The 15,906-nt window shown below is 21.8% G+C and carries 25 protein-coding genes; 9 read left to right on the forward strand and 16 right to left on the reverse strand.

The annotated features are described in order from the left end of the window. On the reverse strand, positions 1 to 294 hold a 294-nt coding region (locus AAHM95_RS09035), incomplete at its 3' end, for a hypothetical protein (RefSeq protein WP_342274704.1). A gap of 188 nt (positions 295 to 482) precedes the next feature. Here AAHM95_RS09035 and AAHM95_RS09040 point away from each other — a divergent pair. Further along, a protein-coding gene (locus AAHM95_RS09040; protein WP_338975281.1) for an IS3 family transposase occupies positions 483 to 1,600 on the forward strand; the annotation gives its coding sequence in 2 pieces (ribosomal slippage) (positions 483 to 753 and positions 753 to 1,600; 1,119 coding nt in all). Here AAHM95_RS09040 and AAHM95_RS09045 read toward each other — a convergent pair. From AAHM95_RS09045 to AAHM95_RS09075, 7 genes are read right to left on the reverse strand one after another with little or no spacing between them, the layout of a single operon-like run. After that, the gene (locus tag AAHM95_RS09045) at positions 1,587 to 2,264 is read right to left on the reverse strand and encodes a hypothetical protein (protein ID WP_342274705.1); all 678 of its coding nucleotides are present in this window, start codon (positions 2,262 to 2,264) and stop codon (positions 1,587 to 1,589) included. The two genes, AAHM95_RS09040 and AAHM95_RS09045, sit on opposite strands and share 14 nt — an antisense overlap. A 14-nt stretch (positions 2,265 to 2,278) precedes the next feature. After that, entirely contained in the window at positions 2,279 to 3,460 is a 1,182-nt protein-coding gene (locus AAHM95_RS09050; protein ID WP_342273787.1) for a hypothetical protein, read from the reverse strand. Between the two features lie 18 nt (positions 3,461 to 3,478). Then, a complete protein-coding gene (locus AAHM95_RS09055) occupies positions 3,479 to 3,853 on the reverse strand; it encodes a hypothetical protein (protein WP_338961095.1) in 375 nt (124 codons plus the stop codon). Between the two features lie 17 nt (positions 3,854 to 3,870). Beyond that, positions 3,871 to 4,056 carry a hypothetical protein gene (locus tag AAHM95_RS09060; protein ID WP_281748210.1) on the reverse strand — a complete coding sequence of 62 codons (186 nt, stop codon included), beginning with the start codon at positions 4,054 to 4,056 and terminating at the stop codon, positions 3,871 to 3,873. A gap of 1 nt (position 4,057) precedes the next feature. Continuing rightward, positions 4,058 to 4,246 (reverse strand): hypothetical protein, encoded by a 189-nt coding sequence (locus AAHM95_RS09065; RefSeq protein WP_174481134.1) that lies wholly within the window; start codon positions 4,244 to 4,246, stop codon positions 4,058 to 4,060. A 34-nt stretch (positions 4,247 to 4,280) separates the two neighbouring features. Further along, the gene (locus AAHM95_RS09070) at positions 4,281 to 4,439 is read right to left on the reverse strand and encodes a hypothetical protein (protein WP_281747961.1); all 159 of its coding nucleotides are present in this window, start codon (positions 4,437 to 4,439) and stop codon (positions 4,281 to 4,283) included. Positions 4,440 to 4,455: 16 nt separating this feature from the next. Next, positions 4,456 to 4,776: a hypothetical protein gene (locus tag AAHM95_RS09075; protein WP_342274706.1), complete on the reverse strand. Its 321-nt coding sequence runs from the start codon at positions 4,774 to 4,776 to the stop codon at positions 4,456 to 4,458. A 96-nt stretch (positions 4,777 to 4,872) separates the two neighbouring features. Between AAHM95_RS09075 and AAHM95_RS09080 the strand changes: the two genes are divergently transcribed. Both AAHM95_RS09080 and AAHM95_RS09085 read left to right on the forward strand, forming a co-directional pair. Further along, a protein-coding gene (locus AAHM95_RS09080; protein WP_342274707.1) for an IS3 family transposase occupies positions 4,873 to 5,990 on the forward strand; the annotation gives its coding sequence in 2 pieces (ribosomal slippage) (positions 4,873 to 5,143 and positions 5,143 to 5,990; 1,119 coding nt in all). Between the two features lie 118 nt (positions 5,991 to 6,108). Beyond that, a protein-coding gene (locus AAHM95_RS09085) for an IS3 family transposase (protein WP_342274212.1) occupies positions 6,109 to 7,226 on the forward strand; the annotation gives its coding sequence in 2 pieces (ribosomal slippage) (positions 6,109 to 6,379 and positions 6,379 to 7,226; 1,119 coding nt in all). A 2-nt stretch (positions 7,227 to 7,228) separates the two neighbouring features. Here AAHM95_RS09085 and AAHM95_RS09090 read toward each other — a convergent pair. The 7 genes from AAHM95_RS09090 to AAHM95_RS09120 all read right to left on the reverse strand — a co-directional run bounded on the left by AAHM95_RS09090 (position 7,229) and on the right by AAHM95_RS09120 (position 9,709). After that, positions 7,229 to 7,723 carry a hypothetical protein gene (locus tag AAHM95_RS09090; RefSeq protein ID WP_342274708.1) on the reverse strand — a complete coding sequence of 165 codons (495 nt, stop codon included), beginning with the start codon at positions 7,721 to 7,723 and terminating at the stop codon, positions 7,229 to 7,231. Between the two features lie 11 nt (positions 7,724 to 7,734). Beyond that, positions 7,735 to 7,971, reverse strand: coding sequence for a hypothetical protein (locus AAHM95_RS09095; protein WP_339041654.1), 237 nt, complete (start codon positions 7,969 to 7,971; stop codon positions 7,735 to 7,737). Between the two features lie 3 nt (positions 7,972 to 7,974). After that, positions 7,975 to 8,133: a hypothetical protein gene (locus tag AAHM95_RS09100; protein ID WP_342273785.1), complete on the reverse strand. Its 159-nt coding sequence runs from the start codon at positions 8,131 to 8,133 to the stop codon at positions 7,975 to 7,977. Between the two features lie 4 nt (positions 8,134 to 8,137). Next, a complete protein-coding gene (locus AAHM95_RS09105; RefSeq protein ID WP_342273784.1) occupies positions 8,138 to 8,431 on the reverse strand; it encodes a hypothetical protein in 294 nt (97 codons plus the stop codon). 2 nt (positions 8,432 to 8,433) lie between these two features. Then, on the reverse strand, positions 8,434 to 8,898 hold the full coding sequence (locus tag AAHM95_RS09110; protein WP_342273783.1) for a hypothetical protein: 465 nt from the start codon (positions 8,896 to 8,898) through the stop codon (positions 8,434 to 8,436). A gap of 2 nt (positions 8,899 to 8,900) precedes the next feature. Next, a complete protein-coding gene (locus tag AAHM95_RS09115; RefSeq protein ID WP_342273782.1) occupies positions 8,901 to 9,056 on the reverse strand; it encodes a hypothetical protein in 156 nt (51 codons plus the stop codon). A 134-nt stretch (positions 9,057 to 9,190) separates the two neighbouring features. Next, on the reverse strand, positions 9,191 to 9,709 hold the full coding sequence (locus AAHM95_RS09120; protein ID WP_342273781.1) for a hypothetical protein: 519 nt from the start codon (positions 9,707 to 9,709) through the stop codon (positions 9,191 to 9,193). Between the two features lie 1,123 nt (positions 9,710 to 10,832). Between AAHM95_RS09120 and AAHM95_RS09125 the strand changes: the two genes are divergently transcribed. The 6 genes from AAHM95_RS09125 (at position 10,833) to AAHM95_RS09140 (ending at position 14,489) form a co-directional block, all read left to right on the forward strand. Further along, complete coding sequence (locus AAHM95_RS09125; RefSeq protein WP_342274709.1) at positions 10,833 to 11,759, forward strand: MupG family TIM beta-alpha barrel fold protein; 927 nt, start codon at positions 10,833 to 10,835, stop codon at positions 11,757 to 11,759. Then, positions 11,756 to 11,938 carry a phospho-sugar glycosidase domain-containing protein gene (locus AAHM95_RS09685; RefSeq protein WP_425289638.1) on the forward strand — a complete coding sequence of 61 codons (183 nt, stop codon included), beginning with the start codon at positions 11,756 to 11,758 and terminating at the stop codon, positions 11,936 to 11,938. Before AAHM95_RS09125 ends, AAHM95_RS09685 begins: the two co-directional genes overlap by 4 nt. A 220-nt stretch (positions 11,939 to 12,158) precedes the next feature. Further along, entirely contained in the window at positions 12,159 to 12,374 is a 216-nt protein-coding gene (locus AAHM95_RS09130; RefSeq protein ID WP_174480618.1) for a hypothetical protein, read from the forward strand. 54 nt (positions 12,375 to 12,428) lie between these two features. Beyond that, a complete protein-coding gene (locus tag AAHM95_RS09690; protein ID WP_425289636.1) occupies positions 12,429 to 12,572 on the forward strand; it encodes a cysteine peptidase family C39 domain-containing protein in 144 nt (47 codons plus the stop codon). Continuing rightward, the gene (locus AAHM95_RS09135; protein ID WP_342274710.1) at positions 12,562 to 13,872 is read left to right on the forward strand and encodes a cysteine peptidase family C39 domain-containing protein; all 1,311 of its coding nucleotides are present in this window, start codon (positions 12,562 to 12,564) and stop codon (positions 13,870 to 13,872) included. Before AAHM95_RS09690 ends, AAHM95_RS09135 begins: the two co-directional genes overlap by 11 nt. A 77-nt stretch (positions 13,873 to 13,949) precedes the next feature. After that, positions 13,950 to 14,489, forward strand: coding sequence for an ATP-binding cassette domain-containing protein (locus AAHM95_RS09140; RefSeq protein WP_342274761.1), 540 nt, complete (start codon positions 13,950 to 13,952; stop codon positions 14,487 to 14,489). Between the two features lie 231 nt (positions 14,490 to 14,720). Here the strand turns inward: AAHM95_RS09140 and AAHM95_RS09145 are convergent, their stop codons facing one another. Continuing rightward, entirely contained in the window at positions 14,721 to 15,851 is a 1,131-nt protein-coding gene (locus AAHM95_RS09145) for an Mbov_0401 family ICE element transposase-like protein (RefSeq protein WP_342274711.1), read from the reverse strand. Between the last annotated feature and the right edge of the window lie 55 nt (positions 15,852 to 15,906).

The raw sequence follows: 15,906 nt of genomic DNA on the forward strand, positions 1-15,906 counted from the left end.
TTGTTTTTCTAACTTTTCAAATTTTTCTTGTAATTTATATATACTTTCTCTTATTTTTTCAAAATATGGTGTATCTTTTCAAAATTTATTTAAACCTTTTTTTAAATAAAATCTAATATCAAAATATTTAAAAGTTTGATTTGCTTTTAAAACAAGTTGATGAATAATATTATTTTTAAAATTAAATTTAATAGCATTAGCACGAATTTTTTGTAAATCTAAAATTAAAGTTTTTCCATATCTATTTTCTGTATGTATTGTATGAACTAAATTTAATCAATCATGTTGATTCATTTTTAATACTTCTTTTAAATCAGTATTAAATTTTTTTAAAAAGTTATTTGCTTTTTCAATATCTTTAATTTTAAATTTAGGAGTTAATTGTGGACTTAGTTTTATTAATGTATGGATGGGTTACACTTTATTGGACACTAATTACATAGACAAGTGAACAAATTAGTTAAAAGAAAGGAATTATAATTATGGTCACTATTAACTCATATTCAGATGAATTTAAAAAACAAATAGTAGCTTTATATCAAAGTGGCAAATCAGTATCTTGCCTTGTTAAAGAATACAATGTTACAAGAGCAGCTACTTACAATTGAATTAAGCAATTTACTAATTCAGGTAGTTTTAAAACTAAAGATAATCTTTCAGATTTAGAAAAACAATTAATTCAAGCAAATAAAGAATTAAAACAGTTACGAATGGAAATTGATATTTTAAAGCAAGCAGCACTAATAATAGGCAGAAAGTAGAGATTATTGCAAATAATAAATCTAAATATAAAATTCGCACAATGTGTCATTTTTTAAAACTCTCTAAATCAACATATTATTTTAATTTAAAGAAAAAAAATAAAATTCAAAATAATATTTATGAACAAGCTGTTATTAGTGCTTTTAAAGAAAATAAAGAAGTTTATGGTACTAGAAGATTAAAAGTCATACTAGCAAACCAAGAAATTTATTTATCACGCAGAAAAATTAAAGAAATTATGAATAAGCATAATTTAATATCAAAATACACTAAATTATCATTCAAAAATTATCATAATAAAGTCAATGATAGTCAAATAACCAATCTTGTTAATAGAAACTTTAATAATAGAATTAAAAATGAAGTTATTGTTAGTGATTTAACTTATGTTCAAGTTAATGGTAAATGAAACTATATTTGCCTATTAATCGACCTATTTAACCGCGAAATTATTGGACATAGTGTTGGAGTTAAAAAAGATGCATCATTAGTATATCAAGCATTTATGCAATCAAATCACTGTTTAAAAGATATTGAAATATTTCATACTGATCGCGGTAATGAATTCAATAATAAAACTATTGATAAACTTTTATTAGCTTTCAACATAACTCGATCTTTAAGCAAAAAAGGATGTCCTTATGACAATGCTGTTGCTGAAGCAACTTTTAAAACTTTCAAAATTGAATTTATTAATGATAAAAATTTTACATCATTAATCCAATTAAAATTAGAATTATTTGATTACATCAATTGATATAACAACATAAGAATTCACAGTACTCTAAACTACCTAACTCCAATTAGTTATCAAAAACAAATGTCTACCAAAAAATAGTCCTAAAAAGGGTTGCCATTCCAGTATTTTGTAATAATAAGTGTTCCATTAATTTTTCTGTTTCTAGTTTTTGAAAATTATTTTTATATTGTCTTTCAGCAACATAACCTAAATCTCGTAATACTGTTTCACGATTAGGAGTAAAACTATAATTCATTAAATAACGTTTATTACCAATAATTTTATCTGTTAAAATTTCTTTTCCACTTACTTGACTAATAATTTCTTGTAAATTTTTTGCTTCTTTAATTCCCACTTGTTCTAATGTTTTAGTTTTTTGTGCTAGTTTAATAAATTTACTTGTACGATAACCACGACTAATTTTATTAAGTCCAGCAAATGCTGGTAATATATTAAAAAAAGTATTTAATGGTGTTACATTTCCTTTTAAATAATCATAAACTTGATTAATAGTAAAATCAGTTAAAAATTCTACACCAACAGCACTAATACTAGCAATTAAATCACTTGCACCTAATCCAAGGGCTACACTTTCACTTAATCCACCAGTAAAAGGAGCAAGTGCTACTGCTATAACTTGTACACCAATCATTTCTAAAATTTCTCATCAAAAACTTTTGTTTTCTTGTTGGTTACTTGTTCTAGTATGTTTTGGTTTATTTATGTTTAAAAGTATTGCTGTACTAGTTGTACCGATTGGCATAATATTAATTTCCTTTATTTAAGAGTTATTTTAATTGGATTTGTTGTTCCTTTATAATTTAAGTCATTAACATTAGCAGTAATGGTTATATATAAGTCACCTGCTTTTTGTTTTTGATTACTTACATTAGTTTTTCCTTGTGCATCACTAAAATATTTAATAGTTGGATTTGTTAAATTAGGATTTAATGATTTAAGTTCATTAGTACTTTTTATTTGTGTATTTAATTCACTATTATTGTTATTAACATTTGCAGTAATATCAGTTGTTAAACTTGTAATTTTAGTTTTTAAATCATTTTTATCATTATTAACAATTGCACATAACATTCAGCGTGAAGTTGTTTCTTCATCTGTTATATAGGGTATTGATTCACCAGTTACTTCTCCACCAACTAAATATCTTCTTCCAACTTTACCATCAGCAATATCTTGAACATATACAACTGTATTTTGTAACATATATCTTTTCATTGCTCTTGGTGTTGCTAAAACAAAAGACATAATTTTAGTTTCATTATTATCAGTAAATGTCATATAATCATCCATTACAATTTGACATAGTACACCTTTGATGTATAAATTATTTCCATTTAATCTTAATTGTTGAGCAATTTGATTATCAGTAATTAGACCTTTATTATTGGCTAAATAAACAATAGTATCATAAAGATTATTAGTAATAAAAAAACGACAATTATTACTATTTCTTAGTTGAAATAAAGTATTTCAAGCATCTAACATTGATTTTAAATATCCTAATGGTGTTTTATCAGTAATGTCTATTTTAGTTGCATATTTTGCAATTACATTTGTATCATTATTTGCTAAATAATCTGCTAAGTCATTAGCAACTTCATATTGCATTGTATTTAATAAATTTTGTCCATTTTCAGCATTTAAATCAACATTAGCAATTATTTCACCCGCAACCGCTTCTTCTTTAATTTCTTTTAAAATTTTAACAGTTTCAGCATAACTAACATCTAATCCTTTGCTTTTATCATTTCATTTTAATACTTTAATTTCTGAATTTTTTGGTTTTTTAACTATAAATTCAATTTTTGTTGAATTAACCATTTCGATAGGAAAAAAACTTGATCATGGTGAATTTGATTGTTTATAAAATTCTATAAACTCTGGTGCTTCTACTAATTTTTCGGTATTATCTAAATTTTTATTGAATTGTATTGCCATTTTTTGATTTCCTTTCTGTTATAAATTATTATTTTTTTTATAATCCAATAATGTACTTTTTATTGAATTTTGTTGATTTGTTATTATTGTTTGTTGTTTACCACCTGTATTAATTATTTCTTTAAATACTGGTTGTTCTTTAATAATTTTTTTAATAGTTTCTTCAATTTTTGAATTTTCTAAATTATTAGTTTTAAATTTTAAAAAATCATAAAATTCAGTTTTAACTTGATATTTTTTAAATATATTAATTATTTCTTTTTCTTTAATTTCTTGATTAAGTTTATTTAACTTATTTTCTGCTTCATTAACTTTATTTTCTATTTCTTGTTGAGCATTATTTTCAGTTAAAGGTTCAGTTGTTTGTTGAACATTATCTTCATTTTCTAACATTTAACATTCTCCTAATCTTATCCCAATAATCAATCTTTAACTAATTGTGGCATTTCACTTATTAATTTTTTATAATCATTAACTGCATTTTCTAATGTATCAATATCAGAAAATTTAAAACAATTATCAATATGTAAATCAAAATCTCTATCAATACTAATATCTTGTTTTCTATATTTTTCATTAAATTCAATTTTTGTCATATTATTTTTCTCCTTTATTAATCTTTTCATTTAATTTTGCTAATTTTTTTTGATGTTTTATAATTTTGTTATTTGCTCTAACATGTTTTGGAGTTGTGATAAATCTTTTTAATAAAACAATAATTTCTCTGCAAATTAATGTTCCAACACTTGTTCCAATAATTATTAATTCATGTAAAAATTCTTTCATTTCAATATTTTCCTTTCAATTATTTATTTTTTAATTATTCATCAAATTGACCACCATTAATTCTTTCAATCATCGATTTTGAATTACTTATAATGCTTACTAATAAGGCAATTTCTTTATTTAATTGTTCCATTCTCTCTTTATATGTCTGAATTTCATTATTATAATATTCAAGTAATTTTTCTTTATTCATAAATTATTCACCTCCTTTATAAACTCATGTGATTATAATCTCAATTTAGTGAAGCATTATCATGATTTAATGGTACTTCGCTCATATTATCACTACCATATTGACTAGTTGTTTCACTATTAATAGTAAATCTATTATCATTTACTAATCTTGATGTTTCATCATTAAATGGTGTTTCTTGCATTTCTTCAATATGATTTGTAGTTTCCATAGGTAGTAAATTATGGATAATTTCATTTGCACCAGCAACTATTGTAGGTATAGCATAAGCATTATTAAAATCATTATTTATACCCATTGCAACACCACTTGATATTAAACATCCACCAGTAGCCATATTACAAATCTTTCTTATTGTGGATGGGTTACACTTTATTGGACACTAATTACATAGACAAGTGAACAAATTAGTTAAAAGAAAGGAATTATAATTATGGTCACTATTAACTCATATTCAGATGAATTTAAAAAACAAATAGTAGCTTTATATCAAAGTGGCAAATCAGTATCTTGCCTTGTTAAAGAATACAATGTTACAAGAGCAGCTACTTACAATTGAATTAAGCAATTTACTAATTCAGGTAGTTTTAAAACTAAAGATAATCTTTCAGATTTAGAAAAACAATTAATTCAAGCAAATAAAGAATTAAAACAGTTACGAATGGAAATTGATATTTTAAAGCAAGCAGCACTAATAATAGGCAGAAAATAGAGATTATTGCAAATAATAAATCTAAATATAAAATTCGCACAATGTGTCATTTTTTAAAACTCTCTAAATCAATATATTATTTTAATTTAAAGAAAAAAAATAAAATTCAAAATAATATTTATGAACAAGCTGTTATTAGTGCTTTTAAAGAAAATAAAGAAGTTTATGGTACTAGAAGATTAAAAGTCATACTAGCAAACCAAGAAATTTATTTATCACGCAGAAAAATTAAAGAAATTATGAATAAGCATAATTTAATATCAAAATACACTAAATTATCATTCAAAAATTATCATAATAAAGTCAATGATAGTCAAATAACCAATCTTGTTAATAGAAACTTTAATAATAGAATTAAAAATGAAGTTATTGTTAGTGATTTAACTTATGTTCAAGTTAATGGTAAATGAAACTATATTTGCCTATTAATCGACCTATTTAACCGCGAAATTATTGGACATAGTGTTGGAGTTAAAAAAGATGCATCATTAGTATATCAAGCATTTATGCAATCAAATCACTGTTTAAAAGATATTGAAATATTTCATACTGATCGCGGTAATGAATTCAATAATAAAACTATTGATAAGCTTTTATTAGCTTTCAACATAACTCGATCTTTAAGCAAAAAAGGATGTCCTTATGACAATGCTGTTGCTGAAGCAACTTTTAAAACTTTCAAAATTGAATTTATTAATGATAAAAATTTTACATCATTAATCCAATTAAAATTAGAATTATTTGATTACATCAATTGATATAACAACATAAGAATTCACAGTACTCTAAACTACCTAACTCCAATTAGTTATCAAAAACAAATGTCTACCAAAAAATAGTCCTAAAAAGGGTTGCCATTCCATTGTTTCAAATTTATTAGGTGGATGGGTTACACTTTATTGGACACTAATTACATAGACAAGTGAACAAATTAGTTAAAAGAAAGGAATTATAATTATGGTCACTATTAACTCATATTCAGATGAATTTAAAAAACAAATAGTAGCTTTATATCAAAGTGGCAAATCAGTATCTTGCCTTGTTAAAGAATACAATGTTACAAGAGCAGCTACTTACAATTGAATTAAGCAATTTACTAATTCAAGTAGTTTTAAAACTAAAGATAATCTTTCAGATTTAGAAAAACAATTAATTCAAGCAAATAAAGAATTAAAACAGTTACGAATGGAAATTGATATTTTAAAGCAAGCAGCACTAATAATAGGCAGAAAGTAGAGATTATTGCAAATAATAAATCTAAATATAAAATTCGCACAATGTGTCATTTTTTAAAACTCTCTAAATCAACATATTATTTTAATTTAAAGAAAAAAAATAAAATTCAAAATAATATTTATGAACAAGCTGTTATTAGTGCTTTTAAAGAAAATAAAGAAGTTTATGGTACTAGAAGATTAAAAGTCATACTAGCAAACCAAGAAATTTATTTATCACGCAGAAAAATTAAAGAAATTATGAATAAGCATAATTTAATATCAAAATACACTAAATTATCATTCAAAAATTATCATAATAAAGTCAATGATAGTCAAATAACCAATCTTGTTAATAGAAACTTTAATAATAGAATTAAAAATGAAGTTATTGTTAGTGATTTAACTTATGTTCAAGTTAATGGTAAATGAAACTATATTTGCCTATTAATCGACCTATTTAACCGCGAAATTATTGGACATAGTGTTGGAGTTAAAAAAGATGCATCATTAGTATATCAAGCATTTATGCAATCAAATCACTGTTTAAAAGATATTGAAATATTTCATACTGATCGCGGTAATGAATTCAATAATAAAACTATTGATAAACTTTTATTAGCTTTCAACATAACTCGATCTTTAAGCAAAAAAGGATGTCCTTATGACAATGCTGTTGCTGAAGCAACTTTTAAAACTTTCAAAATTGAATTTATTAATGATAAAAATTTTACATCATTAATCCAATTAAAATTAGAATTATTTGATTACATCAATTGATATAACAACATAAGAATTCACAGTACTCTAAACTACCTAACTCCAGTTAGTTATCAAAAACAAATGTCTACCAAAAAATAGTCCTAAAAAGGGTTGCCATTCCAAGGTATTAACTCAGTTAATCCACTAATAAGATTTGATATACCATAAGCATTTAAACTAATATATGTATCTCAATCCATTAATGACTGATTTTCTTGTTTATTTAATAGTAATCATGGAGGACCCTCAGTTGTAGTTGTAGTAATTATTGGCATTGGTGTTGGTGGAATAATTGGAGTAATATTATTCTTTGTTCATTTACTATAATTTGCTAATCCAATTGTTCCTAAACCTAATAATATTTTTTTAGAACTATTAATTAATTTAGTTTTAGTATTTGGTCTTTGATTTAAATTTCAAATATCTAAACCTAATTTTTTACCAAATAATAAACTATTAATTGAACCTAATACTGGATTTACAATCACTTGACCATAATAAGCACTTGTACCAATCATTGCACAAATTGGACTTATACCAGTTCTAATTAATTTAGTTAAAGTATAATTTGATTGTGTATTTTCTATACTTGGCATTTTAATCTCCTTTAATTTTCTAATTTTTTAATTGTTACTTTAATTCAACCTTGATAAACATCATTATCACCAACTATTAATGCAACATTACTTTCTGGTTCAGAAACAATTATGTGTTTTGATTTAACATTTGGATATTGTCTTAAAATAATTGCTCTAATATCATTACTTGTATGAATTGCTTTTGGAAATGGTGATAATATTTCAATTTCATCTTTATTTTCAAACAAAGTAGGTAATATTATCATTAATTATTTCTCCTTATTTTTAATTTGATTAGCAATTTCATTTAATATTTTTAATACTTTATATTCATTTTTTAATTCTTTAATAATAAATATTAAAAATATTATTAGTGTTATGCTTGTTATTAATATTGGTACTATTAATAAAATTTTTCATAATATCATTTTTTTACTCTTTTCATTTTTTAAATCATTTAACATTAATTGAACAAAATGCACGATTTTTAGGAATGTTTAAAGTATTAAAGATTTGACCAGTTACTATAATTTCATCATTTTTGTTTAATAAAATACAGCGTCTATAAAATTTTGGGTTGTTAAAAATTAAAGTAACATAGTTTAATCCATTTCACTGACCTCGAACACTATAATATAATTCTTTATTACCTTTTTCATAATATTTTGCTTCAATAGTGTTACTTAGTTTTACTGTTAATTTGACATAATTTACTTTCTCTTTCATCTTTATAATTTCCTTAAATAATTATCAAAAATTAATATTTTTTTATGATTTTTTAAATAATATTGAATATGCTTATAAGCATCTTGTTCATGTTTTGTTAATTTTATATTTCCTTTATATTCTGTTATTTTATTTTTATTTTTTGGGTGATTTTCGAAATAATCTCAGTTGAAAACATCTTGTACTAATACCATTAATGCACCAATAATTTTAGGAGTTGCTAATGGATTAGTTAATAATTGTTTTGAACTTAAAAAGAAATTTTCTACAATAACTAATATTTTTTTATTAATAAATTTTTCTTTAATTAATTGAAATTTTTCTTTATACATATTTTTAGTTCATAAAACAGTTAATGTATTAAACGTTTCATTAAAAATAATATTATTAGTTTCATTTGAATAAATAACAATTCCATTGTTGCCAATTCCAGCGGGGTCAATTCCAATAATTAAGTCATATTGCATAATTAATCAAATTCACCATTTTTAATTTTTTCTTGTAATTTCATTATTAATTTAAGTTTTCAATTACTAATATTAATTTTAATTTCACTACTAATATCATCTTTAAGTAATTCCATAAATTCATTTTCAAGATAATTAATTATTTTTTCTTTATTCATATTTATACCTCCTACTTAACCTAATATTTAAAATACAGTCATAACAAATTGCTTTATTATTTTTATCTCTTAAAAATATTTTCTTGTTTTTTATATCCTTAGTATTAAAGAATAAATAATCTAATTTATTTTGTTTACATGTTCAACAAAAATACTTTTTCATTATGAGTTGATTTTTCTTTATAGGAAGTAACTATATAATTAATTGGTAAATCATCATGTTTATATGGATTATTTATTTTAAAATCTTTTCTGTTCTCTTCTCACGTAATGTTATATTTAAAACAAGGATTAGTAATTTTAGTTTTGTTATCTGTTATTTCACCAATAAATCAACTATTATGCTGTTCATAAAATGTTAATGGTTCAAGTTTGATATCATTAAGATAATATTCTTTTGGAGTAATTGGTTGATTAACAGTTATTTTTTGGTCTTTAATATAGGGTTCTAATAATTTTATTAATTCATTACCACTTAATTCTCTTTTAATATTTTCTAAATTAAAAACTCAATATGTATATTTATCATCAGCAATAAAACTATTATTTTTAACCATTCATTTTGGACATTGTAATTTATATTCACCATAATCAATAAGAATAGATTGTGGTTTATCTTTTACAATTTGTTCTTTTTTAAATTCTATTTGCATAATAATCCTTTCCTAATATGTTCTGTTGCTTCTAGCATAAAGAACATATATTTTGATTTTTTAATTATTAATAATCACACTATTCGTTTTTTTCATTCCATGAAAACTGGGCTCAAAAATAAATTATGAAATTTTAAAAATAAATCGAGGCATTCGATTCAATATTTATTTAATTTATGTTTAATAAATTAATATTTTAATTGAACCGGCACCGCTCAATTTTTTTTACAAGTTTGAAATTTATTTTCTCGCCCAAAAAAATTTTTCAAAAAAAATAAAAAATAAAACCAACACTTGCTCACTGGGGAGTGGCAAGGTTGGTTAAATAAAGAATAGAATTAATACAATAGGTCCCTACAACAGGTCTATATATACTAGTTTCCAATTCGCTCCCACCCCAAGAATTACCATTAAATGGTTAGTATATTTTATTAGGTATCACTCCACTTTTTATTTATTCATGCAAGTCCACATGCTAGCTACTATTTTTAACAACTGTGTTGTAGTTCACTTTTTTAGTTCCCTAACACGTGTTGATAATAGCGTTAAAGAGGTTTATTAAAAATTTTAAAATTTTACAATTACAAAAAAAAGACAAGATTTTTATTCTCATCTTTTGTCATTTATTTTTAATTTAAGGATTTAAAAAAGAAAGGAGCTATTTTTAAAACTTTTTAGTTATCGACATCTTCGACACGCTCCCATATTATTGCTTCTTTTTTTCTTTTTTCTCATTCATTTTGTAATAGTTTTTCTTTTTCTATATAAGTTAAAGGCATATCTTTTAATCTTTTTCCTTTCTTTAATTTTAATTTAATAAAAAACCTAATATAAATAAATTTCTATATTAGGAATCAACTTTTATTAAATTATAAATAAATATTAGCATAAAAAATAATTATATTTATAAAGTTAATACTTAACATGAATAAATGTAAATTATAGATTTATTAATGTATAAGGTGTATTAAAATTAAGATTAGCGTAGTCAATTTTCTTATTTTTATGTAGAAGTAGTTATTTTATCAAACTAGGAATCCTTTACATTATTTATTGTAAAAATTAAAAATTATTAAGTTACAAAATGATAAAATTAATATATAAAAAGTAAAGGAGGAAGTAAATGGAAAAAATTGGTGCTGCAGTTTATTTACATTTAGCAAATTTAGAAGAAATTAAAAATTATACCGAATTATTAGCCAAGAATAATATTAAAACTATTTTTACAACTTTAATTAGTTTTAAAAAAACAGATTATGAAAATTTAAAAAAATTAGTAGTATTAACACAAATTGCTAAAAAGTATAATATGCATGTTTTTGCAGATATTAATATTGAATTTATTAATGAATTTAATCTGAATCTTAATAAACGACTTGATTTCATAAAGTTTTTTAAAATGTATGGTTTATCGGGTATTCGTTGCAACGAAGGAATTGATATTAAACATCAAGCAAAATTAAGTCAAAATCGTTTAAATTTTAAAATATTTATTAATGGTTCATATGTTGTTAATGATATCAACTACTTAATATTATTTTATAAAGCTAATGTTAATAACCTTATTAGTTGTTATAATTTTTATCCACAAAGATATACCGGTGCTGATATTGACTTTTTTTGTTTAAATCAATCTGAAAGCGTTGTTAATAAAATTCCATTTGCCAGCTTTGTTACATTATTAGGAAAAGATAAAATTGGACCTTGAAAATATAATGATAATTTACCAACATTAGAACTGCATCGTGATTGACCATTGGTAACACAAATTCGTCATTATATTGCTTTATGCATTGATATGATAATTATTGCTAACCAGTTTTTAACAGAATATGATTTGAAAATGATAAATGAAATTGATTATAAAAATTTATCGTTAAAAATTGAGTTAAATTCTAATATTACTGATAGTGAACAACAGATTCTTTTTGACAAAAATATTCATAAAGTTAGATCTGATTTAGCACGAGATATAATTCGTAGTGTTATTTCTCGAGTTATATATCAAGAATTAGATATCCCTGCTAACAATACTAATCAAAATGATTAGAAAAAGGTGATGTTGTTATTCTTAATAATAAAGCACAAAATTATCGCGGTGAATTACATATTATTACAAATAAAATTAAAAATGATGGTATTCGTAACGTTGTTGGTAAACTTTCTAAAGAAGATTTAAATTTTATTCCATTTTTAGTGTCAAATCGTTCATTTAGATTTATTTTATAAATAAATTTTTATTTTATTTATTAAAAACATAAACATTTAAAATATGATAAAATCATTAAGTATTATTAAATAATAGTTAGTAAGTGTGAAATTTTAAAAGATAATCTTACTTTTAATTTTTTTTTAAAATAAAAAGTTTAATATTGTATAAAAATATTGATAATTTTTTAATTTACTAATATAATTGTTAAAGTAAAATAAAAAATAGGAGCTGACATGAATGCATTCAGTGAAAAAATCACCATCATCAGACAACAAAGAAAACGAAGAACGAACAAGTAGTGAACAAGAGTTTCAACGTCTTTTAAAAGGATTTAGTAAAAAGGCCCAAGAGACTAAAAGAGCAGAAAAAAGACATAAACATTTTCTTTCTGCGCGTGATGAAAAACGCGAAAAACAAAGCGCTGCTGCTAAAAAGAAAAAACATCGTAAGTAATAAAAAGGAAAAAATGGTAATCACTGTTAATTATTATTGGCGGTGATTTTTTATATGAAATATCCTTTTGTTCAACAAGAAACAGAAAATGATTGTGGTTTGGCATGTCTTGCTATGATATATAGGTTTTATTTTAAGAAGAAGTTATTAATTAATGACATAAAAAAAAGATATATTTTTAACAAAATTGGGAATTAATCTTTTAGAATTAAAACAATTGGCTAGTAATTATAATTTATTATTAAAATCTTATAATATTAATTTTGATAAATTAAAATCACTAATAATTGTTAAACCATTAATTATTCAAATATATAATGCTAATGTTGGATTTCATTTTGTAGTTATTTACAAAAAGAAAAAAAATAAATGACTGGTGGCAAATCCAGAAGATATTGAACTTAGTTGAAAAAATATTGAAGATTTTGCAAAAATTTTTACAAATGTTGTTATTTCAACTAATATAATAAATAAATTCTTTATTACTAATAAAAAAAAGATGAATAAAATTAAAAATTTTTCACCATTTTTGATTCCAAATTATTTATATTATTCATTAATTATAATAATTAATAATTTATTTTTGGTTACTACCTTTTTTATAGCACAAGTATTTTATAAGCATTTTATTAATCAAATTATTTTAAATAATAGTTTACAGTTAGCAATGATTTTATTATTAAGTTTCTTTTTTATTAATTTAATGAAAATTTTAATTGAATATATTTTAAATAAAATATGTCAAAAATTTTATTTTTATTTCAATAACTTTTTAGTAGATTTATTTCATAATAAATGATTTAAAAGTAAACCAATAGAAATACAAAAATATAATGGTAGTGATTTTTTACAAATATATCAAGATATTAATAATATATCAACTATGTTTTGTCATAATAGTTTAGAGATAATTATTAATTTTATTACTAGTGTTATTGTTAGCATAGTTTTGATTAAGATTCATTTTATGATTTGATTAGTAAATTTATTAAATGGTTTTATAACAGTATTAATTAATTTTATAATAATGTTATGAAAAAAACCATTAGTAAAAAAAGAACTAGTTACCAAATTAGATTTGCAGCAACAAATAATTTTAAGTCAAAAAAATTTTGAAGATGCCTATTTTCGCAATTTGCAACTGCATATTAAAAGTATATTAGTTAAAAAGTATAATACACATATTAATAATTATTGACAATTAAATAATTTAGTTATTAATAATAGTTCGTTAACAAGTTTTATTAAAAATATTATTAGTTTTATTACTATATATTTATCATTAATATTAATTTTTGATGGTAAAATTAATCTATCTCAATTAATATTTATTACTAGTATTAGTATTTATATTAATTCTTTTTTTCAAAATATTGGTAATAGTCTTATTTTCTTTCCGGTTTTTATTAAATCATTTCAAAGATTTAATAATTTTATTAATTGTAGATTACAATATAAGAATAACAAAAATTTTTTTCAATATCAATTAATAAAATAGTATTAAAAGATTGTTATTTTAATTTAAGAAATAAAGTAGTTTTTAGTAATTTAAATTTAATATTAAAACAAAGTAATATTATTATTGGTCCTTCTGGCATTGGTAAAACAACCTTACTATCATTATTAATTCAGAAATATGTGCCTTTTCAAGGTAAAATTTTAATTAATAATGAAATTGGATTAGATAATATTTCATATGAATTTTGACAAAAAAAATGTATTTATTTACATTCAAATTCTATTATTCATAACGGTACAGTTTTAGAAAATATTTTATCATTTAATATTATAAAAGAAAAATTAATAAATTTTCAAAAATTAGGATTTAATGATCTCTTGGGCAGTTTAGGTTTAACAACATTTTATTATTGTCAAGAATATGGGGCTAATCTTAGTCAAGGTCAAAAACAAATAATTATTTTCTTAAGTTTATTTTTTTATGATTGAAAAGTAATTTTATTAGATGAAATTTTGAGTAACATCAATAATGATTTAAAAATAAAGTTAATAACTTTATTATTGAATCATTATAAAAAAATAATTATTATTTATGCAGGTCATGATTTAACACTAGTAAAATTATTGGGAGATTGTCAAAAATCCGGAATAAATTAAATCTATATAGTCTTATTATATTTCAGACAAGAAATAATTTGGATTTTTATGAAATTGTATTTAAATAATATAATTTTTTTAACTTAAATGCAACTAAAATACTTATTTTTAAAAATTACTAAAAAATTAAAAAATAAATTTAATATTTATACACAACAAAAATTCTTATTAAAACACATTTAATAAATTTTATTTTATTTTGATTTTTTAAAAAAAAAATTCAATTTTAATCTATAATAATTGTATTTCTGTATTTATCTTATTACATTTAAAAATAACCATTTTAATATAAATTAAAATATTATATGTTCTATTACCAAGCATTTCTTTTAAAACATGTCAAATATTTGTTTCAGTATAACAACCAATATTTCACTTTGCACTTTGATTTTCAATACCTTGTTTATTATTTTTAAAATATTTTTTCTTTAATTTTTTATGATTATCTAATTCTTTATATAAATATTCAATTAATTTTTCATATTGACCATTATTAATTAAATTTTTGCAATAATTATATTCTTTTAAATATTTTCCTTTATTTCCAGCCATTATACCAAGATATAATGTTCTAATTAAATGGAATTTATCTAAAACAAACTGTGTACTTAAATAATCAGCAACTTCTTTAATTCATCCTGCACTATCACCACAAATAATAATTTTTGCTTGTTCAATGTTTTCGTAAAATTTTTGACAATGTTCTTTAACAAATTCAACAGTTTTTTTAACTCCAATTTTTGTTTTTGTTGGTCTAATAATTGCTTTTACTCTTTTATTTTGTACTTTGTGATTAATATTATCTGTATATGTTACTATTAATCGCATAGAATGTTTTGTACCTTTACGTTTAAAATTTCAAAATTTTCGATGACCATCATCAATTGCTACAAAAATAGGTTGATTTTTTTCTAATTTTACTTTTACTGGATTTGCTTCAACTATTTCAAAATTTTTAAAAACTCTATGAACACTACTAACACTAATGCCTGCTTTTTTACAAATAACACAAATATCACGATATCTTTTTCCATCTGCAAAATTTTCAATAATAGTATCTTCAATATCTTCACCAATTCTTTTATATTTAGGTAATTGTAGTATTTCATCAACTAAACAAACACGAATTCATTCTTGTAATTCTTCATTAAAATATTCATAAATTCTTCTTTTATATGTTACCATTCCATATAATGTTTTTCTTGTTCGATATTGATAGTCAACAATTTTATATTTCTTTTTATCTCTTGTATTTTTTATTCTTCAATCTCATTTTTCTCATTTCTTTGTTATATGTTCTAAAATTAAATTATCAATTTTTGCACTTTGTTCTCTAAAATTTCATTTATAATTAAAATTCACATTTATTTCTCCTAACTATTTTAAAAAAATCTAAATTTATTGTAAATAATTTAAA

The sequence above is a fragment of the Spiroplasma endosymbiont of Phycita roborella genome (genome assembly GCF_964031195.1).
GTDB lineage: Bacteria > Bacillota_I > Bacilli_A > Mycoplasmatales > VBWQ01 > Spiroplasma_E > Spiroplasma_E ixodetis_A.